This window comes from Nocardioides asiaticus (genome assembly GCF_040049175.1).
GTDB lineage: Bacteria > Actinomycetota > Actinomycetes > Propionibacteriales > Nocardioidaceae > Nocardioides > Nocardioides cheoyonin.
The window spans coordinates 721,979-743,261 of sequence record NZ_JBDZDM010000002.1; the positions used below are offsets into that span (position 1 = coordinate 721,979).

At 70.8% G+C, this 21,283-nt stretch carries 22 protein-coding genes; 9 read left to right on the forward strand and 13 right to left on the reverse strand.

Annotated elements, in window-relative coordinates:
• Positions 1–4: 4 nt before the first annotated feature.
• The 4 genes from ABLE53_RS09295 to ABLE53_RS09310 are packed head-to-tail and all read right to left on the reverse strand — an operon-like array spanning position 5 to position 4,638.
• Positions 5–1,489: a GH1 family beta-glucosidase gene (locus ABLE53_RS09295; RefSeq protein WP_348858556.1), complete on the reverse strand. Its 1,485-nt coding sequence runs from the start codon at positions 1,487–1,489 to the stop codon at positions 5–7.
• On the reverse strand, positions 1,486–2,316 hold the full coding sequence (locus tag ABLE53_RS09300; protein ID WP_348858558.1) for a carbohydrate ABC transporter permease: 831 nt from the start codon (positions 2,314–2,316) through the stop codon (positions 1,486–1,488). Before ABLE53_RS09300 ends, ABLE53_RS09295 begins: the two co-directional genes overlap by 4 nt.
• On the reverse strand, positions 2,313–3,332 hold the full coding sequence (locus ABLE53_RS09305; protein ID WP_348858559.1) for a carbohydrate ABC transporter permease: 1,020 nt from the start codon (positions 3,330–3,332) through the stop codon (positions 2,313–2,315). The genes ABLE53_RS09300 and ABLE53_RS09305 overlap by 4 nt, the downstream gene beginning before the upstream one ends.
• 13 nt (positions 3,333–3,345) lie before the next feature.
• Positions 3,346–4,638, reverse strand: coding sequence for an ABC transporter substrate-binding protein (locus ABLE53_RS09310; RefSeq protein WP_348858560.1), 1,293 nt, complete (start codon positions 4,636–4,638; stop codon positions 3,346–3,348).
• A gap of 265 nt (positions 4,639–4,903) precedes the next feature.
• Here ABLE53_RS09310 and ABLE53_RS09315 point away from each other — a divergent pair, with 265 nt between their 5' ends.
• Positions 4,904–5,719 carry a mycofactocin-coupled SDR family oxidoreductase gene (locus ABLE53_RS09315; protein WP_348858561.1) on the forward strand — a complete coding sequence of 272 codons (816 nt, stop codon included), beginning with the start codon at positions 4,904–4,906 and terminating at the stop codon, positions 5,717–5,719.
• 11 nt (positions 5,720–5,730) lie between these two features.
• On the opposite strand, the gene typA is transcribed toward ABLE53_RS09315, so the two are convergent.
• A complete protein-coding gene (gene typA / locus ABLE53_RS09320; RefSeq protein ID WP_348858563.1) occupies positions 5,731–7,620 on the reverse strand; it encodes a translational GTPase TypA in 1,890 nt (629 codons plus the stop codon).
• Positions 7,621–7,745: 125 nt separating this feature from the next.
• Between typA and ABLE53_RS09325 the strand changes: the two genes are divergently transcribed.
• The 3 genes from ABLE53_RS09325 (at position 7,746) to ABLE53_RS09335 (ending at position 10,315) form a co-directional block, all read left to right on the forward strand.
• Positions 7,746–8,219: a PPOX class F420-dependent oxidoreductase gene (locus ABLE53_RS09325; protein ID WP_348858565.1), complete on the forward strand. Its 474-nt coding sequence runs from the start codon at positions 7,746–7,748 to the stop codon at positions 8,217–8,219.
• A gap of 70 nt (positions 8,220–8,289) precedes the next feature.
• Positions 8,290–9,585, forward strand: coding sequence for a protealysin inhibitor emfourin (locus ABLE53_RS09330; protein ID WP_348858566.1), 1,296 nt, complete (start codon positions 8,290–8,292; stop codon positions 9,583–9,585).
• A gap of 40 nt (positions 9,586–9,625) precedes the next feature.
• Positions 9,626–10,315 (forward strand): aspartate/glutamate racemase family protein, encoded by a 690-nt coding sequence (locus tag ABLE53_RS09335; RefSeq protein WP_348858567.1) that lies wholly within the window; start codon positions 9,626–9,628, stop codon positions 10,313–10,315.
• A gap of 20 nt (positions 10,316–10,335) precedes the next feature.
• Here ABLE53_RS09335 and ABLE53_RS09340 read toward each other — a convergent pair whose 3' ends face one another.
• On the reverse strand, positions 10,336–11,088 hold the full coding sequence (locus ABLE53_RS09340; protein ID WP_348858568.1) for an SDR family NAD(P)-dependent oxidoreductase: 753 nt from the start codon (positions 11,086–11,088) through the stop codon (positions 10,336–10,338).
• 149 nt (positions 11,089–11,237) lie between these two features.
• On the opposite strand from ABLE53_RS09340, the gene mshA reads away from it, so the two are divergent.
• From mshA to ABLE53_RS09355, 3 genes are read left to right on the forward strand one after another with little or no spacing between them, the layout of a single operon-like run.
• Positions 11,238–12,497 (forward strand): D-inositol-3-phosphate glycosyltransferase, encoded by a 1,260-nt coding sequence (mshA, locus tag ABLE53_RS09345; protein WP_425474854.1) that lies wholly within the window; start codon positions 11,238–11,240, stop codon positions 12,495–12,497.
• Positions 12,494–13,030, forward strand: a complete 537-nt coding sequence (locus ABLE53_RS09350; protein WP_348858569.1) for a type III secretion system chaperone family protein — start codon at positions 12,494–12,496, stop codon at positions 13,028–13,030. Before mshA ends, ABLE53_RS09350 begins: the two co-directional genes overlap by 4 nt.
• Before the next feature lie 42 nt (positions 13,031–13,072).
• Positions 13,073–13,519, forward strand: coding sequence for a maleylpyruvate isomerase N-terminal domain-containing protein (locus tag ABLE53_RS09355; protein ID WP_348858570.1), 447 nt, complete (start codon positions 13,073–13,075; stop codon positions 13,517–13,519).
• Here the strand turns inward: ABLE53_RS09355 and ABLE53_RS09360 are convergent.
• A complete protein-coding gene (locus tag ABLE53_RS09360; protein WP_348858571.1) occupies positions 13,503–14,576 on the reverse strand; it encodes a YeiH family protein in 1,074 nt (357 codons plus the stop codon). The genes ABLE53_RS09355 and ABLE53_RS09360 overlap by 17 nt on opposite strands.
• A gap of 118 nt (positions 14,577–14,694) precedes the next feature.
• Between ABLE53_RS09360 and ABLE53_RS09365 the strand changes: the two genes are divergently transcribed.
• The gene (locus ABLE53_RS09365) at positions 14,695–15,138 is read left to right on the forward strand and encodes an MmcQ/YjbR family DNA-binding protein (RefSeq protein WP_348858572.1); all 444 of its coding nucleotides are present in this window, start codon (positions 14,695–14,697) and stop codon (positions 15,136–15,138) included.
• Here the strand turns inward: ABLE53_RS09365 and ABLE53_RS09370 are convergent.
• The 3 genes from ABLE53_RS09370 to ABLE53_RS09380 all read right to left on the reverse strand — a co-directional run bounded on the left by ABLE53_RS09370 (position 15,117) and on the right by ABLE53_RS09380 (position 18,025).
• On the reverse strand, positions 15,117–16,040 hold the full coding sequence (locus ABLE53_RS09370; RefSeq protein ID WP_348858573.1) for a DMT family transporter: 924 nt from the start codon (positions 16,038–16,040) through the stop codon (positions 15,117–15,119). The genes ABLE53_RS09365 and ABLE53_RS09370 overlap by 22 nt on opposite strands.
• Positions 16,041–16,160: 120 nt before the next feature.
• Positions 16,161–16,838: a response regulator gene (locus ABLE53_RS09375; protein WP_348858574.1), complete on the reverse strand. Its 678-nt coding sequence runs from the start codon at positions 16,836–16,838 to the stop codon at positions 16,161–16,163.
• Positions 16,835–18,025: a sensor histidine kinase gene (locus ABLE53_RS09380; protein WP_348858575.1), complete on the reverse strand. Its 1,191-nt coding sequence runs from the start codon at positions 18,023–18,025 to the stop codon at positions 16,835–16,837. The genes ABLE53_RS09375 and ABLE53_RS09380 overlap by 4 nt, the downstream gene beginning before the upstream one ends.
• Before the next feature lie 122 nt (positions 18,026–18,147).
• Here ABLE53_RS09380 and phoU point away from each other — a divergent pair, with 122 nt between their 5' ends.
• Complete coding sequence (gene phoU, locus ABLE53_RS09385) at positions 18,148–18,798, forward strand: phosphate signaling complex protein PhoU (protein ID WP_348858576.1); 651 nt, start codon at positions 18,148–18,150, stop codon at positions 18,796–18,798.
• A gap of 33 nt (positions 18,799–18,831) precedes the next feature.
• On the opposite strand, the gene ABLE53_RS09390 is transcribed toward phoU, so the two are convergent.
• From ABLE53_RS09390 to ABLE53_RS09400, 3 genes are all read right to left on the reverse strand, one after another.
• Entirely contained in the window at positions 18,832–19,578 is a 747-nt protein-coding gene (locus ABLE53_RS09390; RefSeq protein WP_348858577.1) for a phosphoglyceromutase, read from the reverse strand.
• Positions 19,579–19,582: 4 nt separating this feature from the next.
• Positions 19,583–20,206, reverse strand: coding sequence for a hypothetical protein (locus ABLE53_RS09395; protein ID WP_348858578.1), 624 nt, complete (start codon positions 20,204–20,206; stop codon positions 19,583–19,585).
• Positions 20,207–20,312: 106 nt separating this feature from the next.
• Positions 20,313–21,167: a UbiA family prenyltransferase gene (locus ABLE53_RS09400; RefSeq protein ID WP_348858579.1), complete on the reverse strand. Its 855-nt coding sequence runs from the start codon at positions 21,165–21,167 to the stop codon at positions 20,313–20,315.
• Positions 21,168–21,283: the final 116 nt, after the last annotated feature.

A 21,283-nucleotide genomic window follows, 5' to 3' on the forward strand; every position in this document is an offset into this window, starting at 1 on the left:
CCGCTCACGCCGCCCCGAGCCGGTTGCTGGCGGCGACGCGGGCGAACCAGAGCGCGCTGTCCTTCGGCGTCCGGACCTGGGTGTCGTAGTCGACGTGGACGATCCCGAACCGCTGCCCGTAGCCGTAGGCCCACTCGAAGTTGTCGAGCAGCGACCAGGCGAAGTAGCCGCGTACGTCGACGCCCTGCTCGATCGCGTCGTGGAGCGCGCGCAGGTGGAGGTCGATGAACCGCAGCCGCTCGCCGTCGTGTACGCCGCCGTCGGCGGCCACCTCGTCGTGGTAGGCGGCGCCGTTCTCGGTGATGTAGATCGGCGGTGCGGCGTACTCGTCGCGAAGCCGCAGCATCAGCCGGGTCAGCCCGTCGGGCTGCACCTCCCAGTCCATCGCCGTGGTCGGGCTGCCGGTGCGCGGCGTGACGATGTCGTCGCCGCCCGGATGCGGCGAGGAGGTCGGACGAGAGGGGCGGAGCACACGGCTGCCGAGCAGGTCGTCGTGAGGCCTGCCCGAGGGGATCTGCTTGTGGTAGTAGTTCACGCCGAGCAGGTCGAGAGGCCGGCTGATGACCGCGAGGTCGCCGTCGAGCACCCAGTCCTGCCACGGCCGCCCCTGGAACGTCATGCCCTCGGTGTCGGCCGCCAGGTCCTCGGCGTACCTCCCCTTGAGGATGGGGTCGAGGAAGCTCCTGTTGAAGAAGCCGTCGACCCGACGGGCGGCGTCCACGTCGACCGGCTCGGTGGGGTCGTAGGGCTCCACGGTGGTGAGGTTGAGCGTGATGCCGACCTGCTTGCCGCGGTCCGGCGTCGCACCCCGTCGGCGCAGCTCGTCGACGACGAGGCCGTGGGCGAGCATCAGGTGGTGGGCGGCGACGAGGCCCGCCACCCCCTCCTGCCGGCCCGGCGCCTTCTGGCCCGCGGTGTAGGCGAGGTAGGAAGAGCACCAGGGCTCGTTGAGGGTCGTCCAGTAGGAGACCCGGTCGGAGAGCGCGTCGTAGACGGTCGTTGCGTACTCGACGAATCGGTCGGCAGTGTCGCGCTTGAGCCAGCCGCCCTCGTCCTCCAGCGCCTGGGGAAGGTCCCAGTGGTAGAGCGTCACCCACGGCGCGATGCCCGCGTCGAGGAGCTCGTCGACGAGCCGGCTGTAGAAGTCGACGCCCTTCTGGTTGACCGCGCCACCGTCGGGACGTACGCGCGGCCAGGCGATCGAGAAGCGGTACGACGCCAGGTTCAGCCGCTTCATGAGCGCGACGTCCTCGGGCATGCGGTGGTAGTGGTCGCAGGCGACGTCGCCGGTGTCGCCGCGGACGATCGCGCCGGGGACGCGACTGAAGGTGTCCCAGATCGACGGCGTGCGGCCGTCCTCGTCGTACGCCCCCTCGATCTGGTACGCCGCCGTGGCGGCGCCCCACAGGAAGCCGGCGGGGAACTCGAGGGTCTCCTCAGTGGTCGAGCCGGTCGAGACCTCGTGGGCGTGCTCGTTCGTGCTGGTCATCCTTTGACGGCTCCTTGCATGATGCCGGCCACGAGCTGGCGGCCGGTCGCGATGAACAGAAGAAGTAGCGGCACCGTTGCCAGGATCGTCCCAGCCTGCAGCAGAGCCATGTCGCTCGTCCCCTGGCCCGGCGCGATCTTGAGCTGGTCGAGCGCTGTCTGGAGGGTCTGGACGTCGGAGCCCTGCAGCACCAGCAGCGGCCACATGAAGTCCGTCCAGACCTGCATGAAGGTGAAGAGCCCGAGGATCGCCATCGCCGGCCTCGCGGCCGGGACAGCGACCGTCCAGAACGTCCTGATCATCGAGCACCCGTCCACCCGGGCGGCGTCGATCAGCTCGTCAGGGATCGCGTCGACGAGGTACTGCCGCATGAAGAAGACCCCGAAGGCCGTCACCAGCCACGGCAGGATGACCGCGGCGTGGGTGCCCGTCAGCCCGAGGTTGCTGAACTCCTTGAGCAGTGGGATCAGCGCCAGCTGCGTCGGCACGGCCAGCGTGAGGATCACGAAGACCATCAGGGCGTCGGCTCCGCGGAAGCGGAGCTTGGCGAAGGAGTAGCCGGCCAGCGTCGCGAACAGCACGACCGAGAGGGCCGAGATCCCCGAGACGATCACCGAGTTGGCGAGCGCTGACCAGAAGTCGATGCGGTCGAAGACGCGGCCGGCGTTCTCGAGGAAGTGGCCACCGGGGACCAGTGGCGGCGGGGTCTGGATCGAGCGCTGCCGGGTGACCGAGCCGATCACGAACGACCAGTACAGCGGGAAGGCCGAGCCGACGAAGAACGCGGCCAGCAGGCCGTAGACGAGGAATCCGGGGCGACGGGTCACGTGTGGCTCCTCCGCTGGACGGCGCGGGTGACGACGAAGTTGACCAGGGCGAACGCCACGATGATGAGGAACAGGATCCAGGCGGCAGCGGCGGCCCGGGGATAGGGGTCGGTGCTGCTGTTGGCGGTGTTGAAGACGTACATCGTGAGCGTCTGGTACTCGTAGTTCGCCCCGCCCTGGTGCTGCAGGTTGGTGTCGAAGAGCCGGGGCTCGGTGAAGATCTGCAGCCCGCCGATCGTCGAGGTGACGATGACGAAGATCATCGTCGGTCGGATCGAGGGCAGGGTGACGTGGAAGAACTGCTTCACCCTGCTGGCGCCGTCGATCGCGGCGGCCTCGTAGAGGTCGCGCGGGATCGCCTGCATCGCGGCCAGCACGATGAGAGCGTTGTAGCCGGTCCAGCGGTAGTTGACCATCGTTGCGATCGCGAGCCAGCTGGCCGGCCGGTTCGAGTGCCACGAGATCTCGGGCAGCCCGATGCCGGACAGGATCTGGTTGACGAGGCCGGACTTGTCGGCGAACAGCGCACCGAAGATCAGGGCCGCGGCCGCGGGCGCGACGACGAACGGCAGCAGCACGCTCATCCGCCACCACGTCCGACCGCGCAGCGTGGTGTCGAGCAACGCAGCGACGACGGTCGCCACGGCGATCTGCGGCACCGAGGACAGCAGGAAGATCCCGATGGTGTTCCAGAGCGCCTTGTGGAACACCGGGTCGTGGAGGACGTGGGAGTAGTTGGCCCAGCCGATCCACGGGCCGTGGTCCGCGCCGAAGCGTGGCCACGAGAAGAACGAGAGATAGCCGGTGTAGAGCAGTGGGTAGAGCCCGATGACCGCGAAGACCAGGAAGAACGGCAGCACGTAGAGGTACGGCGACAGCCGCACGTCGAGGCGGGAGAGCCGGTGGCGCCGGGCGATCGTCGCCGTCGGCGCACCGCGCGGGGACGGGCGGCGCGGACCGCGCGTCGGGGACGCCGAAGGAGCGTCCCCGACGGTGGCCGTGGAGTTCTCGCTCATCAACCGCGACGGATCAGGAGAGCCCGTTGACGGCCTGGACGAAGGTGTCCCAGGACGAGTCCGCCGACTTGCCCTCGTCGACCCGCTGGATCGCTGTCTGGAAGAGGCCGAGGATGTCGGAGTACTTGTCGCCCTTGTAGGGCCGGTCGGGCTCGACCGCCTTGGCGCGGTCGGCGAGGATCTGCGCGGTCGGGGCGTTGTTGAAGTACGGGTCCGGCTTGGCCGACGAGCTGAGCTCCTGCTCCGCAGCGACGTTGGCCGGGTAGTTGCCGGCGGCCTTGAACGCGGCCACCTCCTGGTCCTGATCGGTCAGCCAGTTGGCGAACTGCTTCGCCTCGGCCTGGTGCTTGGACTGCGTGGGTACGGCGAGGAACGAGCCGCCCCAGTTGCCGCCGCCGCCCGGGAAGGCGTTGACGAAGTCCCAGCCCTTGACGTCCGGGGCCGCGTCCTTGATGTTGGCGAACATCCAGCCCGGGCACGGGATCGTCGCGAACCCGTCGTTGGTGAACTGCGCCTTCCAGTCATCGCCCCACTGGACGACACGTGTCGACAGGGTCGGGGCGTACTTGGTGACGGTGTCGTAGACGCTCTTCAGCTCCGGGTTGTCGACGTTGACCTTCTGGTCCTCGGTCTGGAACGGGTACTTCGTCTGGTTGAGCATCGCCTGGGCGATCGAGCCGCTCGAGTCGTACCACTTCGAGCCGGGGACCTTCTGGACGAACTGCTGGCCGGTCGCGAAGTAGTGGTCCCAGGTGTCGAACAGTGCCGCGACGTCCTCACGCTTCGTCGGCAGGCCCGCCTTCTTGAAGAGGTCGGCGCGATAGCAGAAGCCCTCCGGGCCGGCGTCCGTCGGATAACCGATCTGCTCGCCGTCGGTCGTCTGGCCGGCCTTGTACTTGTAGTCGACCCAGCGACCGTCGAGCGACTTGTCGGTCAGGTCGGCGAACTGGTCGGACGCGCCCTCGGCCAGGAACTGTGGCATCGCGTCGCCCTCGATGGCGACGATGTCGGTCAGCCCGGTGCCGGCCTGCAGGTCGGAGGTCAGGGTCTGCTTCCACGTGTCCCACTCGGAGACCACCGTCGGCTTGACCGTGAACGGACGATCCGGATCGGCGTTCCACTTCTTGATGAGGTCGGCATAGCCGAAGTCGCTGAAGGTGGTGATGGTGAGGGTGTCGTTCTTGCCGAGCGACGACTGCGAGCTGCCGCTGCTGCTGCTGCCGCACGCGGCCGTGAGGCCGGCGACGAGGGTCGCGACGGCGCCGAAGGCCAAGCCCCTGCGCCAGGAGGTGGAGTAGGTACGCACGTGGTGCTCCTGCCGTGTTGCACTGTGTGGACGGACCCGGACCGAGGCTCGGGCTGGGCGTGAGAGCGCTTCCACTCACGCCGCTGCGCCACTATGACGTGCGTCACATTCTGGTGTCAACCACGACTGCGACTCGGGAGGACCATGCTATGGGAGCGCTTCCAAGAAGCGGCGCTCGACCCGTTGCGCCCGGGACCTCCGGCGCGGGAGGCTGCCCGGTGTGGCCGGCGCCGCGCCGGCATACGAACGTCGAGAGGAGCCAGCAGTGACCGGACGTCTGGAGGGCAAGGTCGCCTTCATCACCGGGGTCGCCCGCGGCCAGGGCCGTGCCCACGCCGTACGCCTCGCGCGAGAAGGGGCCGACATCGTCGGCGTCGACCTCGCCAGCCCGCTTCCCGGCGTGCCGTACGACTCGCCGACCCCGGCCGACCTCGAGGAGACCGTCCACGCGGTCGAGACGGTGGGGCGCCGGGCGATCCTGGAGCAGGGCGACGTACGCGATCTCGAGCGCCTCCAGAAGGTCGTCCAGCACGGCGTCGAGGAGCTCGGCGGGCTCGACGTGGTGGTCGCCAACGCCGGCATCTGCATCCCGCAGCCGTGGGACGAGATCACGCCGCAGACGTTCAAGGACACGATGGACATCAACGTCACCGGCGCCTGGAACACCGTGATGGCGACCGCGCCCCACCTCATCGAGCGCGGCGGCGGGTCGATCACCATCACCAGCTCGTACGCCGGCAAGAAGGTCCAGCCGTGGATGGTCCACTACACGACCAGCAAGCACGCGCTCGTCGGCATGACCCGCGCGTTCGCCGCCGAGCTCGGCCGCCACAGCATCCGGGTCAACAGCGTCCACCCCGGTGCCGTGAACACCCCGATGGGCTCCGGCGACATGCAGAGCGCCATGGGCCACGCCGCGGAGACGACGCCGCATCTGGCGCCGATGGGTGGCGTCTTCCTGCCGAGGTACGCCGCCGAGGCCGACGAGATCGCCAACGTCGTCGCCTTCCTCGCCAGCGACGAGGCCGACTTCATCACCTCCGAGCACGTCAGCATCGACGGAGGGATGCAGTACTTCTAGCGGTTCGCCTTCTAGCGGTTGGCCTTGCGGGCGCGCGACGCCATCTTCGCGCGCTCGTTCTGGTCGAGGACGACCTTGCGGATCCGGACCTGGTCGGGGGTGACCTCGACGCACTCGCCCTCGCGGCAGAACTCCAGGCTCTGCTCGAGGGAGAGCTTCTTGGGCGGGATGAGCTTCTCGAAGTTGTCGGCCGTGGAGGAGCGGATGTTGGTCTGCTGCTTCTCCTTGGTGATGTTGACGTCCATGTCGTCGGCGCGGGAGTTCTCGCCGACGATCATGCCCTCGTAGACCTCGGTGCCCGGCTCGACGAAGAGGACGCCGCGCTCCTGCAGCGAAGTCATGGCGTACGACGAGGCGGCGCCGGCCCGGTCCGCGACGAGCGACCCGGACGCACGGGAGCGGATCTCCCCGGCCCAGGGGAAGTAGCCCTCCGAGATGTGGTGGGCGATGCCGGTGCCGCGGGTCTCGGTGAGGAACTCGGTGCGGAAGCCGATCAGGCCGCGGGCAGGGACGACGAACTCCATCCGCACCCAGCCGGTGCCGTGGTTGGTCATCCCCTCCATCCGGCCCTTGCGGTTGGCGAGCAGCTCGGTGATGGAGCCGAGGTACTCCTCGGGAGCGTCGATCGTCAGCCGCTCGTAGGGCTCGTGCAGCTTGCCGTCGACCTCCTTGGTGACGACCTGCGGCTTGCCGACGGTCAGCTCGTAGCCCTCGCGGCGCATCTGCTCGACGAGGATCGCCAGCGCCAGCTCGCCGCGGCCCTGGACCTCCCAGGCGTCGGGGCGCTCGGTCGGCAGGACCTTCAGCGAGACGTTGCCGACCAGCTCGGCGTCGAGCCGGTCCTTGACCAGCCGGGCGGTGACCTTGGATCCCTTGACCTTGCCGACCATCGGCGAGGTGTTGGTGCCGATGGTCATCGAGATCGCGGGCTCATCGACGTGGATGAGCGGGAGCGCGACCGGGCTCTCGGCGTCGGCGAGCGTCTCGCCGATCATGATGTCCGGGATGCCGGCCACGGCGACGATGTCGCCCGGCCCGGCCTCCTCGCCCGGCTTGCGCTCGAGGCCCTCGGTGATGAGCAGCTCGGTGATCCGGACGCTCTTCACCTCGCTGTCGCGGCGCATCCAGGCCACGGTCTGGCCCTTCCTCAGCGTGCCTTGGTGGATGCGCAGCAGCGCGAGCCGGCCGAGGAACGGCGAGGCGTCGAGGTTGGTGACGTGGGCCTGGAGCGGCGCGCCCTCGACGTACTGCGGCGCGGGGATCGTCTCCAGGATCGTCCTGAACAGCGGCTCGAGGTCCTTGGAGTCCGGCAGCTGGCCGTTGTCGGGCTTCTCGAGCGAGGCGATCCCGGCCTTGCCGGAGGCGTAGACGATCGGGAAGTCGAGCGCGTCCTGGCTGTGGGAGTCGTCGAGCAGGTCCATGAACAGCTCGTAGGTCTCGTCGACGACCTCGTCGATGCGGGCGTCGGGTCGGTCGACCTTGTTGACCACGAGGACGACGGGCATGTCGGCGTTGAGCGCCTTGCGCAGCACGAACCGGGTCTGGGGGAGCGGGCCCTCGGAGGCGTCGACGAGCAGGACGATGCCGTCGACCATGGAGAGACCGCGCTCGACCTCGCCACCGAAGTCCGCGTGGCCGGGAGTGTCGATGATGTTGATCGTCATGCCCTGCGGCGCGCTCGGCCCGGTGTAGTGGACCGCGGTGTTCTTCGCGAGGATCGTGATCCCCTTCTCGCGCTCGAGGTCGCCGGAGTCCATCACCCGCTCGGCCACCGACTCGGCCTCGTGCTCGGTGAACGCGCCGGCCTGGCGCAGCATCGCGTCGACCAACGTGGTCTTGCCGTGGTCGACGTGGGCGACGATCGCCACGTTGCGAAGGTTCGCGGACTGGGTTTCGGACATGCGTGAGCGACCCGACTTCTCAAGGGGAGGGAACGCCTCGATCCTATCGGCGGGCCCGGGTTTGGCCCGCATCGCGAGCGGCGCTCGTACGCCGGCGTACGGCTGCGGCTCCTAGGCTGGGCCGCATGCCGACCATCGCCACGAACACCCGCGTCTCGCGCAAGGAGCTGCTCGACTTCGTCCGCACCCGGCACCGGCTGGTGCTCTCGACCACGCGGGCCGACGGGCGGCCGCAGCTGTCGCCGGTCACCGGCGGCGTGGACGCGTCCGGGCGGATCGTGGTCTCGACGTACCCCGACCGTGCGAAGGCGGTCAACCTGCGCCGGAACCCGGCCGCGTCGGTGCTGGTGATCTCGGAGGAGTGGAACGACCCGTGGGTGCAGGTCGACGGCACCGCCGAGGTGCTCGACATGCCCTCGGAGGAGGCGCTCGAGGGTCTGGTGGAGTACTTCCGCTGCATCTCCGGCGAGCACCCCGACTGGGACGAGTACCGCGACGCGATGCGCAAGCAGGGCAAGTCGCTCATCCGGATCACCCCCACGTCGTGGGGGCCGGTCGCCACCGGCGGCTTCCCGCCGGACCGCGTGCCTGCCTCGTGAAGCTGACTCGTGAACCCGCCTCCTGACGCTGTTTCGTGAAATTGTCGGCGCCGCGGTGTTCTCTTGGCGCATGACCTCTCGGACACACACCCACTGCCAGTTCATCCCGCCCTACCTCATCGAGCGGCTCCAGCCCGACAAGCTCGCGCTCGACGAGTCCTTCCGTTCGGCGCGCGCCGCGGGGCCGAAGCCCGTGACCGAGACCGTCGCCGGCGGTGCGAAGGCGTGGGTGGTCCACACCTGCAACAACACCTCCGAGCTGCCGGGCACGGTGGTGCGGTCCGCCGGTGACCCGGCATCCGGCGACGACGCCGTGGACGAGGCCGCCGACGGCATCACGGCGTCGCTGGCGCTCTTCTCCGAGATCTACGGTCGCGACTCCTACGACGGGCAGGGAGCCTCGGTGAGCCTGTCGGTCCACTACGAACAGGGCTACGACAACGCCTACTGGGACGGCACCCAGCTCGTGTTCGGCGACGGTGACGGCCAGATCTTCGACCGGTTCACCAAGCCGGTCGACGTGCTCGGCCACGAGTTCACCCATGCCGTCACCGAGCGCACGGCCGGGCTCACCTACTCCGGCCAGTCCGGCGCGCTCAACGAGTCCGTCTCCGACGCGTTCGGCTCCTGCGTCAAGCAGCGCCTCCTCGGGCAGACCGCCGACCAGGCCGACTGGCTGATCGGCGAGGGGCTCTTCCTCGAGGGCGTCCAGGGCCGGGCGCTGCGCGACATGCGCAACCCGGGGACCGCCTACGACGACCCGCGGCTCGGCAAGGACCCGCAGGCCGCCGACATGAGCGGCTACGTCGACACCACCGACGACAACGGCGGTGTCCACACCAACTCCGGGATCCCCAACCGGGCGTTCGCGCTGGCCGCGCTCGCCGTCGGCGGCGACACCTGGGAGGGCGCCGGCCGGATCTGGTACGCCGCGCTCACCAACGGCTCCGTCACCGCCGACACCGACTTCGCGGGCTTCGCCGCTGCGACGATCGCCGCGGCAGGCGAGCACGCCGACGCCGTACGCCAGGCCTGGGAGACCGTGGGCGTCACCCCCGGCGACTCATCGGCGGGTGGCAGCGGCGGCCAGTCCTCGGGCACATCGACGGTCGCCGTCACGCGCAGCGGAGGCTTCGCCGGGCTGAAGCAGCAGGGCGAGGTCGACCTCGACGCCGACGACGACCGCGCCTCCGAGCTCCGCGACCTGGTCTCCCGGGTCGACGTCGCGGCACTGTCCAGCGACGAGGCCCCGAAGCCGGACATGTTCGTCTACGAGTTCCACCTCCGCGGGTCGAGCGTCCGCGTCCCGGAGCAGCACCTCACCTCCGACCTGCGACGCATCGCCGATCTCGTGCTGGGCCGCTGAGGAATCGCTCCTCGCAACATGACCGTGTTGTACTGCCGACGTGCAGACGATCGGACTCATCGGCGGCATGAGCTGGGAGAGCAGCGCCGCCTACTACGAGGGGCTCAACAAGGGCGTCCAGCAGCGGCTCGGCGGACTCCACTCCGCCCGGATCGTGCTCGCCTCGGTCGACTTCGCCGAGGTGATGGACCTGCTGGAGAAGGAACGCACCGACGAGGTCGCCGCGATCCTCGTCGAGGCCGCGAAGGGCGTCGAGGCCGCCGGCGCGGACTTCGTCCTGCTCTGCACCACCACGTTCCACCTGGTCTACGACCAGGTGGCGGCCGCCGTCTCGATCCCGGTGCTCCACCTCGCCGACGTCGTCGCCGAGCGCTGCAAGAAGTCCGGGATCACCGCCGTGGGGTTCCTGAGCACGGCCTACACCATGGAGAACGACTTCTTCGCCGAGCGGCTGTCCTCGCAGGGGATCGACGTCAACCTGCCGGATCCGGTCCACATCGACACGCTCGACTCGATCATCTACGACGAGCTGGTCTTCCGGAAGGTCAACCCGAGCTCCCGCCGCCGGGTCGTCGGCATCATCGACGAGCTCTGGGACGCCGGCTCCGACGGCGTGCTCCTCGGCGCGACCGAGCTCTCCCTGCTCGTGCGCCAGGAGGACGTCGAGGTCCCTGTGCTCGACGTCATCACCGTGCACGTCGAGGCCGCGCTCGACCGGGCGCTGGTCTGACCCGGTCTCGACGCGCGTCCTCAGTCCGACACCCGGTGGACCTTGTGCTGGGCGGCCTGGGCCTTGGGGCGGATGACGAGCTCGTCGACGCTGACGTGGGCCGGTCGGGTGACCATCCAGGTGATCGCGTCGGCGACGTCCTCGGCGACCAGCGGCTCGGCGACGCCGGCGTACACCGCCTCGGCCTTCTGCTCGTCGCCGCCGAAGCGGACCAGCGAGAACTCGTCGGTCCGCACCATCCCCGGCGCGACCTCCATGACGCGGACCGGCTGGTCGTAGAGCTCGAGGCGGAGTGTCTCGTTGACGACCTGCGTGCCGTGCTTGGCGGCGGTGTAGCCGGCACCGCCCTCGTACGCCACCCGGCCCGCGGTGGAGCCGACGTTGACGATCGTCCCCGCACCCGAGGCGACGAGCGCCGGCAGCAGCGCCTTGGTGACCTGCATGAGCCCGATGACGTTGACCTCGTACATCCGCCGCCAGTCCTCGGCCTTCGCCTCGGCGACCGGCTCGGAGCCGAAGGCGCCACCGGCGTTGTTGACGAGTACGTCGAGCCGCGGGCCGACCGTCTCCGCGAGGGCGGCGACCGAGGCCTCGTCGGTGACGTCGGTGACGACGGGCGTGCCGCCGAGCTCCTTGGCGAGCGCCTCGATCCGGTCGGCGCGACGGGCGGCGAGGAACACGTGGTAGCCCTCGGCGGAGAGCCGGCGGGCGGTGGCCGCGCCGATTCCGCTGCTGGCCCCGGTCACGACGGCGGTCTTCTGGGTCTCGGTCATGGCTGCATTGTCTCCAAGGCGAGTCGACATTTGCCCGGCGGGGTACCGATCGACTGACGCGAGCCTAGGGGAATGTCGGAACCCGATGCATGGTTGGACGCTCCGCAGGAGTAGGCCGGAGGCGTGAGGGCGGAGGTGAGAGGAGCGCCGTGGAGCGGATCGACCGGGTGGCGATGATCAGCCTCCACACCTCGCCGCTGGACCAGCCCGGCACCGGCGACGCGGGCGGGATGAACGTCTACGTGCTCGAGCTCTCGAAGCGGCTCGCCGCCCAGGGCATCGCCGTCGACGTCTTCACCCGCGCCACCTCCTCCCGGCTCGAGCCGGTCGTGCCGGCCTGTGACGGCGTCGCCGTCCACCACGTGCACGCCGGTCCGTTCGAGGGGCTGTCGAAGGGCGAGCTGCCCGGCCAGCTCTGCGTCTTCGCCCGCGAGGTGCTGCGCACGGAGGCCACGCGCCCGGTCGGCTACTACGACGCCGTCCACTCCCACTACTGGCTCTCCGGGCAGGTCGGCGCCCTCGCGCGCGACCGCTGGGGGGTGCCGCTCGTCCACTCCATGCACACCATGGCGAAGGTGAAGAACGCCGCGCTCGCCGGCGGCGACACCCCCGAGCCCGAGGCGCGGCTCATCGGCGAGGAGCAGGTCGTCGAGGCGGCCGATCTCCTCATCGCGAACACCGACCTCGAGGCGAAGCAGCTCATCGAGCTCTACGACGCAGAGCCCGGCCGCGTCCAGGTCGTCCATCCCGGCGTCGATCTCGGCATCTTCCGTCCGGAGGACAGGTCGGCCGCCCGGGCAGCCCTCGGCCTGCCCCAGCGCGCCCACGTGCTGCTCTTCGCCGGCCGGCTCCAACCGCTCAAGGCCCCCGACGTGCTCCTCCGCGCCGTCGCCGTGATGCTCGTCCGCGACCCCGGCCTGCGGCCCTCGCTCGTCGTTCCCGTCGTCGGGGGGCCGTCCGGCTCCGGGCTCGACCACCCCACCTCGCTCGCCGACCTCGCCCGCGAGCTCGGCATCGACGACGTCGTACGCTTCGTGCCGCCGGTGACCCAGCCCGAGCTGGCGCGGTGGTACGCCGCCGCGTCGCTCGTCGCCGTCCCGTCCTACAACGAGTCCTTCGGCCTCGTCGCCGTCGAGGCGCAGGCCTGCGGCACTCCGGTCGTCGCCGCCGCCGTCGGGGGTCTGACGACGGCCGTCCAGGACGGCCGCAGCGGCTTCCTCGTCGACGGCCACGACCCGGCCCGCTGGGCCGATGCCCTCACCGAGGTGATCTCCTCCGACGTACGCCGCGAGAAGCTGGCCGTCGGCGCGCTCGCCCACGCCCGGGACTTCTCGTGGGAGGCGACCGCGCGTGCGACACTCGCGGTCTACGAGCAGGCCCGCACCCTGATGCGCGAAGAGGTGGCATGACCCAGGCAGCACAGACGGCGCCCGGCTCGCCGGGCGCGCAGCTGGTCCGCGACTGGCTGCGCGACAACGACCTCGAGTGGCAGGAGACCGAGGCCGAGAACGGCGAGGTCAGGCTGTCGTTCTCACTGCCGGGCGAGAAGAAGCTGCAGACCCCGGTCCGGCTCGACGTCAACCAGCACGCGCTCGGCGTCCACGCGTTCGTCTGCCGGCATCCTGACGAGAACCTCGAGGGCGTCTACCGCTGGCTGCTGGAGCGCAACCTGCGGATGTACGCCGTCGCCTTCGCCGTCGACCGGCTCGGCGACATCTACCTCGATGCCCGGCTGCCGCTCGAGACCCTCACCCCGGACGGGCTCGACCGGCTGCTCGGCTGCGTGCTGACGTACGCCGACGAGTCGTTCAACGTCATCCTCGAGCTCGGCTTCGCCAGCTCGATCCGCAAGGAGTGGGAGTGGCGCAAGCTCCGCGGCGAGTCCACCGCCAACCTCGAGGCGTTCCGCGGCTGGCTGGAGTCCGACGCCAGCGGGCCGTGAGCCTGCGAGTCGAGACTGACTGAGTCCTGCGAGGATGGGTCGGTGGACGACCCCAGGGCCCTCGTCGGCGAGACGTACGCCGCGGTCACCGCGGCCGTCGACGCGCTGAGCGAGCGCGACCTCCTCCGCCCGACCCGCGCCCACGGCTGGGCGGTCCAGGACCTGCTGCTCCACCTGCTCTTCGACGCCCAGCGGGCGCTGGTCGCGATGGCGACGCCGGCCTCGGGCGAGCCGACGGTCGACGCGGCGACGTACTGGGCGCCGTTCAAGCCGGACATGGACGGCGCCGACGCGCACGCCCGGACCGTGCGCGTCCAGGCCTCGGCGCACCGCTGCCGGCCGCGTGGGACGACACCTCCGCCGCACTCCTCGCCTCCGGCCGCGGCGAGCCGTCCGCGGAGGACCGGGACGCCCTCGGCGAGCTCGCCGCAAGACTGCCGCTGCTGGGCTGACCGCCGCGGCGGACCGACGGCTACCAGCCGCCGGTGACCGCCTGCAGGGCGAGGCTGACGACCGACACGGTGACCCAGAGGATGCCGCCGAGCACGAGCGGCCGGGCGCCGGTACGCCGCAGCGCGGGCAGGTCGGTCGAGAGGCCGATCCCGGCCAGCGCGACGGTGATGAGGAACGTCGATACCTGGCCCGCGCCGGCGACGGCGCCCGCGGGCACGAGCTCGGTCGACCCGACCGCGGCCATGAGCACGAAGCCGACGAGGAACCACGGCACCAGGCGCGCCACCCGCAGCGGGGTGAGCGGCGCGGGCGCCTCGCCGGTCGGCGTACGCCGCCGACCGACCAGCACCGCGAGCGTCAGCACGATGGGGACGATCATCAGTGTCCGGACCAGCTTGACCACGACGGCGTGGTCGGCCGCGCCCGGGCCGTACGTCGAGGCAGCGGCCACCACCGAGGAGGTGTCGTTGACCGCGGTGCCGGCGAAGACGCCGAACGCGTGCTGCCCCATCCCGAGCGCGTGGCCGACCAGCGGGAAGACGACGACCGCGGCGATGTTGAAGACGAAGATCGTGGACACGGCGTAGGCCACGTCGGCGCTCACCGCGCCGATCACCGGCGAGACCGCGGCGATCGCGGAGGCGCCGCAGATGCCGGTGCCTGAGCCGACGAGCATGCGCAGGTCGCTCCCCACGCCGAGGCGTCGGCCGGCGACCTGGGCGACGAGCAGGCAGACGCCGAGCGTGCCCAGCATGACCGGCAGCGACGCGGCCCCGACGGACACCACCTGGCCGAGCGAGAGCCGCAGCCCGAGGACGACGACGGCGACCTGGAGAACCCGGGTGCCGGCGTACTGCAGGCCCGGCAGCAGCCGCGCGCTCGGCCGCCGGGCGGTGGCGATCACCGCGCCGAGCACGATCGCCGGGACCGCGCTGCCGAGCACCGGGACGTACCGGCCGATCACGGTGCTCACGACCGCCAGCGCGACGGCCGCCGCGAGTCCGGGCACGATGCTGCCCAGCCCGAACAGGCCGCCCAGCGTCAGGGCCGGCGCGGTCCTCGGGGCGGTCGTCGGGGCAGTGCTCGCGCTCATCGTCGCCAGTCTCCGGGGGATCGCGGAGGCGCAGTAGTGACCGCGTGGCTGTGAGGTCACAGGGCATCCCTGTGGGAACTCCACGGATGTGCCTGTGACCGGCCCTTAGGGTCGGGGCATGGCCACCCGTCCCGCGACCGTCGACGACGTCCACGCGCTGGCCCGCGCGATGCCCCACGTGACCGTTGAGCACGGCCCGAAGGGCAACGCGGTCTACCAGGTGGGACGCAAGTCGTTCGTCTTCTTCCGTACGCCGCAGCCGGACGCGGTCGACCCCGAGACTGGCGAGAAGTACGACGACGTGATCATGTTCTGGGTCGGCTCGGACGTCGAGAAGGACGCGATGGTGCGCGACCCGTCGACGCCGTACTTCACCACCCGGCGCTTCGACGGCCACCCGTCGGTCCTGGTGCGCGGCTCACGGCTCGGCGAGATCAGCCTCGAGGAGCTCACCGAGGTCGTGCAGGACGCGTGGCTGGCCCGCGCCTCCCGCCGCCGCGCCGACGCCTGGCTCGCCGAGCACGGGCCCGGGCCGGGTCCTCAGGCGCGCACCCGGGGCTGACGCCGCGCGAGGGCCACGCCGGCGAGTGCGAGCACGCCGCCGACGTACGCCAGCGTGGGCGGGGTCTCGCCGAGGAAGATCCAGCTCAGCACGATCGCGATCGGCGGGACGAGATAGGTCGTGATGCCGAGCCGCGAGGCGTCCATGTGCTGCAGCGCGTAGGCGTACGTCGTGAACGCGAGCGCCGTCGGGAAGGCGCCGAGATAGACCACCCACAGCGTCGACGACGCCGGAGCGGAGCCGACGTCGGAGACCAGCTGCCCCGCGAACGGGAGGCACACGACCGCGCCGACCGTGCACGCCAGCCAGGTGACGTGGACGGCCTGCAGCCGCGCGACCAGCGGCTTCTGGAGGACCAGGCTGACGGCGTACACCACTGCCGAGACCAGGCAGAGCACCACGCCGATCACGTCGTGGCCGCGCCCGTCGGCACTGTCGGCGCCGAGCCCGATGATCGCGACGCCGGCGAAGGCGAGGGCGAGCCCGAGTCCGAGGTACGCCGTGAACCGCTCGCCCAGGAAGGTCGCCGCCAGCAGCGCGATGAGGATCGGCGAGACCTGGATGAGCATCGACGACGTGCCCGCGTCGATCCGCTTCTCGCCGGCGTTGAGCGCGACGTTGTAGACGCCGAACCACAGCACCCCGATCGCCGCGATGGAGACCCACTGCCGCCAGGTCGGGTGGGGTACGCCGCGGCGCAGCGCGTAGGGCGCGAGGCAGAGCGACCCGACGACGAGGCGACCGAGCGAGAGCGACCCGGGCCGGAAGTCGGGGCCGAGGTGGCGGATCGCGACGAACGCCGACGCCCAGAAGAACAGCGTCACCGCCACCAGCGTGAGCGGCAGCCAGGTGCGGACGGCGGTCGCGGTCGTGGGGGACTCGGTGGTCGTCGTACTCGTCACGACACGACGCTACGTAAAGGAACCCCCGCGCGCACGCGGATATCGGCCAGCGTTGCCCGAGATGCCGCCAGCGTCGCCACAACTCCGGAATCGAGGGGGCACAACCCCCGACTCAACCGGTCAGAGGTCGAGCTTGTAGCCCAGGCCGCGGACCGTGACCAGGAACTTCGGCTCGCTCGGGTCGGGCTCGAGCTTGGCCCGCAGCCGCTTGACGTGGACGTCGAGCGTCTTGGTGTCGCCGACGTAGTCCGACCCCCACACGCGGTCGATGAGCTGGCCGCGGGTCAGGACCCGGCCGGGGTTGCGGAGGAACATCTCGAGGAGCTCGAACTCCTTGAGCGGCAGCCGCTGCTCCTGGCCGTCGACGGTCACGACGTGGCGCTCGACGTCCATCCGGACCGGCCCCGCCTCGAGCGTCGCGGGCGCGAGGTCGGGCTCCTGGCCGCGCCGCAGGACGGCACGGATCCGGGCCACCAGCTCGCGGGGGGAGTAGGGCTTGGTGACGTAGTCGTCGGCACCGAGCTCGAGGCCGACGACCTTGTCGACCTCGTCGTCCTTGGCGCTGACCATGATGACGGGGACGGAGGAGCTGGCGCGGATCTGGCGGCACACCTCGGTGCCGGGGATGCCGGGCAGCATGAGGTCGAGCAGCACGATGTCGGCACCGTTGCGGTCGAAGTCCTTGAGCGCGTCGGTGCCGTTCTCGGCCACGGCGACCTCGAACCCCTCCTTGCGGAGCATGTAGGAGAGCGCCTCGCTGTAGCTCTGCTCATCCTCGACGACGAGTACCCGGGTCACGGGCGGTCCTCCCTGATTGGCGACGTGGTGGCGGGGGTCGGGACGAGCGGCTGGCTGGCCTGCGGGCCCGACGGAAGGTGCTGGGGAAGGGTCAGGGTGAAGGTCGATCCCTGGCCCTCCACGGACCAGACCTTGACCTCGCCGCCGTGGGTGGCGGCGACGTGCTTGACGATCGAGAGGCCGAGGCCGGTGCCGCCGGTGGACCGGTGGCGTGCCGGGTCGACGCGGTAGAACCGCTCGAAGATCCGGTCGATCTCGTCGGGCGGGATGCCGATGCCCTGGTCGAGGACCGAGATCTCGACCGAGCCCTCGACGGCCCGGGTCGTGACGGTGACGCTCGAGCCGGGGTCGGAGTAGGCGACGGCGTTCGAGACCAGGTTGGTGACGGCGGCGAGGACCTGCTCCTCGTTGCCGAACACCTGCAGCCCCGGCGTGCCGGCGGTCACGACCTTGATGTCCTTCTCCGAGGCATCGACGGAGCTGGTGTCGACGGCGGTGGCGATGACGTCGTCGACGTCGACGGCGACCGGCGCCTCGAGCGGCTCGTCGCCCTGGAGGCGGGAGAGCTCGATGATCTGCTGGACCAGCTGGGTGAGGCGATCGCTCTCGGTCAGCATCCGCTCGGCGAAGCGGCGTACGGCCTCGGGGTCGTCGGCGGCGTCCGCAACCGCGTCGGCGAGCACGCGGATCGCCCCGACCGGGGTCTTCAGCTCGTGGCTGACGTTGGCGACGAAGTCGCGGCGTACGGCCTCGACCCGGCGCTCGCGGGTGCGGTCCTCGACGAGCGCGAGGACCAGACGGGAGCCCAGCGGCGCGACCCGCGCCGTGACGTGGCGGGCGGGTGCGCTGGGCCGGCCCATCACCAGCTCGGTCTCGCGGATCTGTCCGTCGCGGCGGACCTGGCGGACCTGGTCGGCGAGGTCCGCGGACACGAGCGACGACCCCCGGACCAGCCCGAGGGCGTACGCCGGTGCCGACGCCTTCAGGACGGTGTCGTCGTCGTCGACGACGACCGCGCTGCTGCGAAGCACGGAGAGCACAGTGGCCACCTCCGGCGGTACGACGGGCTCCTCAACGGGCGGGATCTGGTGTTGCTGACGGTCGCTCACATGCCAGGCAAGAACGCCGGCAGCCGCCACCACGGCTCCGAGGAGCGCAGCGAGGAACGCCTGCGTCGTCGAATCCACGACACAAGCGTAAGGCCATCATTCACCCTCGTTTCGCCGAGGGAACGGCCGCGCGCCCAACGTTCACCCAGGATTCACCCATCCCGTAGTGGTGGACACCTCTACTGGATACCGTCTCTGCCATGCGCTCCGCCTTCCATGAACAGCTCGACGCCGTCTTCGACGACCTCGCCTCCATCTGCGACAAGGTCCAGGAGGCGGTGCGGAAGGGGACGGAGGCGCTGCTCACCGGCCGCGCCGACCTCGCCGAGGGCGTGATCAGCGCCGACGCCGACATCGACCTCGCCCGCGAGCGGGTCGAGGACAACGCGCTCTCGATCCTCTCGCTGCAGGCGCCCGTCGCCGGCGACCTGCGCGTCGTCGTCGCGGCGCTGCGGATGGTGTCCGACCTCGAGCGGATGGGCGACCTGTCCGTCCACGTCGCCAAGATCGCCCGGCTGCGTACGCCGAACGTCGCGGTGCCGGACCAGTGCGTGCCGCTCATCAGCCGGATGGCCGAGGTCGCCGAGAGCATGGTCGGCCGGACCGCCACGATCATCCGCGACCGCGACGTGGCCGCCGCCGCGGACCTCCGCGATGACGACGAGGAGATGGACAAGCTCCGCCGGGCGTCGTTCACCGAGCTGCTCGGCTCGGACTGGACCGCCGGCGTCGAGGCCGCCGTCGACGTGGCCCTGCTGGGTCGCTACTACGAGCGGATCGCCGACCACGCCGTCTCTGTCGCCGGCCGGGTCGTCTTCGTCGTGACCGGGGAGAACCCGGTCTCCGCCTGAGCCTGACGGCGCGTCAGCCCAAGCGGCAGCGCCCTACTGCTTGCCCTGGTTCGCTACGGCCAGGGCGGCCGCGGCGGCGGCCTCGGGGTCGAGGTAGGTGCCGCCGACGACGGTCGGCCGCAGGTCCTCGTCGAGCTCGTAGACCAGTGGCTGCGCGGTCGGGATGTTGAGCGCGGCGATGTCGGTGTCGCTGATCGAGTCGAGGTGCTTGACCAGCGCCCGCAGGCTGTTGCCGTGCGCGGTCACCAGGACCGTCTTGCCGTCCCGCAGGTCCGGGACGATGGCGGACTCCCAGTACGGCAGCATCCGGGCCACGACGTCCTTGAGACACTCCGTGCGCGGCAGGTCGTCGCCGAGGTCGGCGTAGCGCGGGTCGCCGGCCTGGGAGTACTCGTCGTCGTCGGGCAGCGGCGGCGGGGGCACGTCGTACGACCGGCGCCACAGCTGGAACTGCTCGGGCCCGAACTTCTGCAGCGTCTCGCTCTTGTTCTTGCCCTGGAGGGCGCCGTAGTGGCGCTCGTTGAGGCGCCAGGACCGGCGTACGGGGATCCAGTGCCGGTCGATCACGTCGAGCGTGGTGTTGGCGGTGTTGATGGCGCGGCGCAGCAGCGAGGTGTGGACGAGGTCGGGCAGGAGCCCGGCCTCCCTCATCAGCTCGCCGGCGTTGACCGCCTCCGCGACGCCCTTCTCGGAGAGCGGCACGTCGACCCAGCCGGTCGAGAGGTTCAGCGCGTTCCACTCGCTCTCGCCGTGGCGGAGCAGGACCAGCGTGTAGGTCATGGGATCACCCCCCGAGTGGCGTGGCCGAGGGGTAGTTGCAGGAGTACGGGTCGGTGGTGCTGTCGCCGCTGACCAGCGGGGTCGCGGTCGGCGAGGACTTCCCCGAGGGGACGACCGAGGCGTACGCACCGCACTGCGTGACGACCGGGACCTGCACGGTGACCTTCTCGCCGTCGCTGAAGGTGAGCGTCAGCGGGACGATGTCGCCGGGCTCGAAGTCGCCGGTGACCGGGACGCCGCCGGTCTTCGGGTCGGCGAGGTTGACCAGGCCCGCGTCGCCGATCTTGACGTCGATCTTGCCCTTCGGCTGGACCGTCTGCTTCGCGTCGGACGCGGTCGAGAGGCCCGTGAACGACGGGTTCGGCGAGGCGACCGTGGCGGGGTCGACGGTCGGGTTGAGGTTGAAGGTGGCGATGAAGACCCCGGACCCCTGCTCGGCGGTCACGATCCGCGCGGCGTTGACCCGGATGTTGCTGTCCAGGTCGTAGCCGCCGTTGGCGATGTCGTTGGGGCGGTCGGTGGCGTAGTCAAAGCTGCCGCACGCGCTCAGCACTGGGACGGCGAGGGCCAGGAGGCCACCCATGAGGGCCAGCTTGCGGCGCAGGTGCGGTCGAACAAGGGTCGTCACGGCCGACAGCCTAGCGGTCGCATCGGGGGCGTCGTACGCCAGCCCGGAGTGACCGCCGGGACCCCGCCCCGACCCCCGCCTCGACCCCGCGTTCCGCGCCGCGCCGTCACCGGGAGAGACCCACCTCGTGACCGGCGTAGAGCAGTCCCGCGACGACGGCGGCGGAGTAGACGAGGTCCAGGACGAGCAGTCGGGTCGCGCCCATCCGCAGCCCCAGCTTGAGCGGGAGATAGGTCCAGCCGTCCTCGTTGTCGGCGACGAGGCCCCACAGCGCGAGCAGCACGTGGACGCCGATCCCGAGCGCAGCGGCGAGCACGACGATCACCGTCTGGGGCGGGTCGCCCTCGGCCGAGCCGCCCCATCCGCCGTACGAGAGGAAGAAGGGGTAGAGCGCGAACGAGGCCGCCCACGGGACGAAGGAGAGCGGCCCGCGGCGCAGGACGACGTTGCCGACCATCCCGATGACGACGGAGGCGAGATAGCAGAGACCGGCGGTGACGCCGTTGGACACCGCGAGGGGTACGACGAGAAGGACGCCCACGCAGAGCGCGAACCACGCGGTGCCGGCGTCGAGGCGCCCGTCGGCGATCGGCTTGCCGGTCCGCTCGTGGGCGAGGTCGACGGGCTCGTCGACGAGGTCGTTGTGCCAGCCGAGGATGCACTGCCCGACCAGCACGGTGCCGAAGACCAGGGCCAGCTCGCGGGACGGCCGGCCGTCGAGCGCGGCCGCCGCCGCGACGCCGAGCGCGGTCAGCACCGCCTGGCGGGGATGCGCCGTGCGGACGAGGAGGAACGGCGTCCAGTCGCGCAGCCCGCGGCGGCGTACCGGCTCCCTCGTCGCACCGGAACCGGCGCTCCTCGCCGCTCCCTTCGCAGGGGCGCCGGCGCCCGCGTCGTCGAGGCCCGCGTCGTCGAAGATGGTGCGGTGGTGGTCCGTGAGTCCGTCCTGCGACTTCGGCATGGCCTGCAGTATCCGGTACGCCGCCGTACCGGTCACTTCCGCACCGCCGGTCAGACACGAGCCGACCGGGTCGCGGCGATGGTCCCGGGCCGTCCCCGGAGGCGCCCCGCGAGCCT

Bases quoted from the DNA above. Each gene is read 5' to 3' on its own strand.
- ABLE53_RS09295 (WP_348858556.1), bottom strand. From the start codon at position 1,489: ATGACCAGCACGAACGAGCACGCCCACGAGGTCTCGACCGGCTCGACC.
- ABLE53_RS09305 (WP_348858559.1), bottom strand. From the start codon at position 3,332: ATGAGCGAGAACTCCACGGCCACCGTCGGGGACGCTCCTTCGGCGTCC.
- typA (WP_348858563.1), bottom strand. From the start codon at position 7,620: ATGTCCGAAACCCAGTCCGCGAACCTTCGCAACGTGGCGATCGTCGCC.
- ABLE53_RS09325 (WP_348858565.1), top strand. From the start codon at position 7,746: ATGCCGACCATCGCCACGAACACCCGCGTCTCGCGCAAGGAGCTGCTC.
- ABLE53_RS09330 (WP_348858566.1), top strand. From the start codon at position 8,290: ATGACCTCTCGGACACACACCCACTGCCAGTTCATCCCGCCCTACCTC.
- ABLE53_RS09340 (WP_348858568.1), bottom strand. From the start codon at position 11,088: ATGACCGAGACCCAGAAGACCGCCGTCGTGACCGGGGCCAGCAGCGGA.
- ABLE53_RS09350 (WP_348858569.1), top strand. From the start codon at position 12,494: ATGACCCAGGCAGCACAGACGGCGCCCGGCTCGCCGGGCGCGCAGCTG.
- ABLE53_RS09360 (WP_348858571.1), bottom strand. From the start codon at position 14,576: ATGAGCGCGAGCACTGCCCCGACGACCGCCCCGAGGACCGCGCCGGCC.
- ABLE53_RS09365 (WP_348858572.1), top strand. From the start codon at position 14,695: ATGGCCACCCGTCCCGCGACCGTCGACGACGTCCACGCGCTGGCCCGC.
- phoU (WP_348858576.1), top strand. From the start codon at position 18,148: ATGCGCTCCGCCTTCCATGAACAGCTCGACGCCGTCTTCGACGACCTC.
- ABLE53_RS09390 (WP_348858577.1), bottom strand. From the start codon at position 19,578: ATGACCTACACGCTGGTCCTGCTCCGCCACGGCGAGAGCGAGTGGAAC.
- ABLE53_RS09400 (WP_348858579.1), bottom strand. From the start codon at position 21,167: ATGCCGAAGTCGCAGGACGGACTCACGGACCACCACCGCACCATCTTC.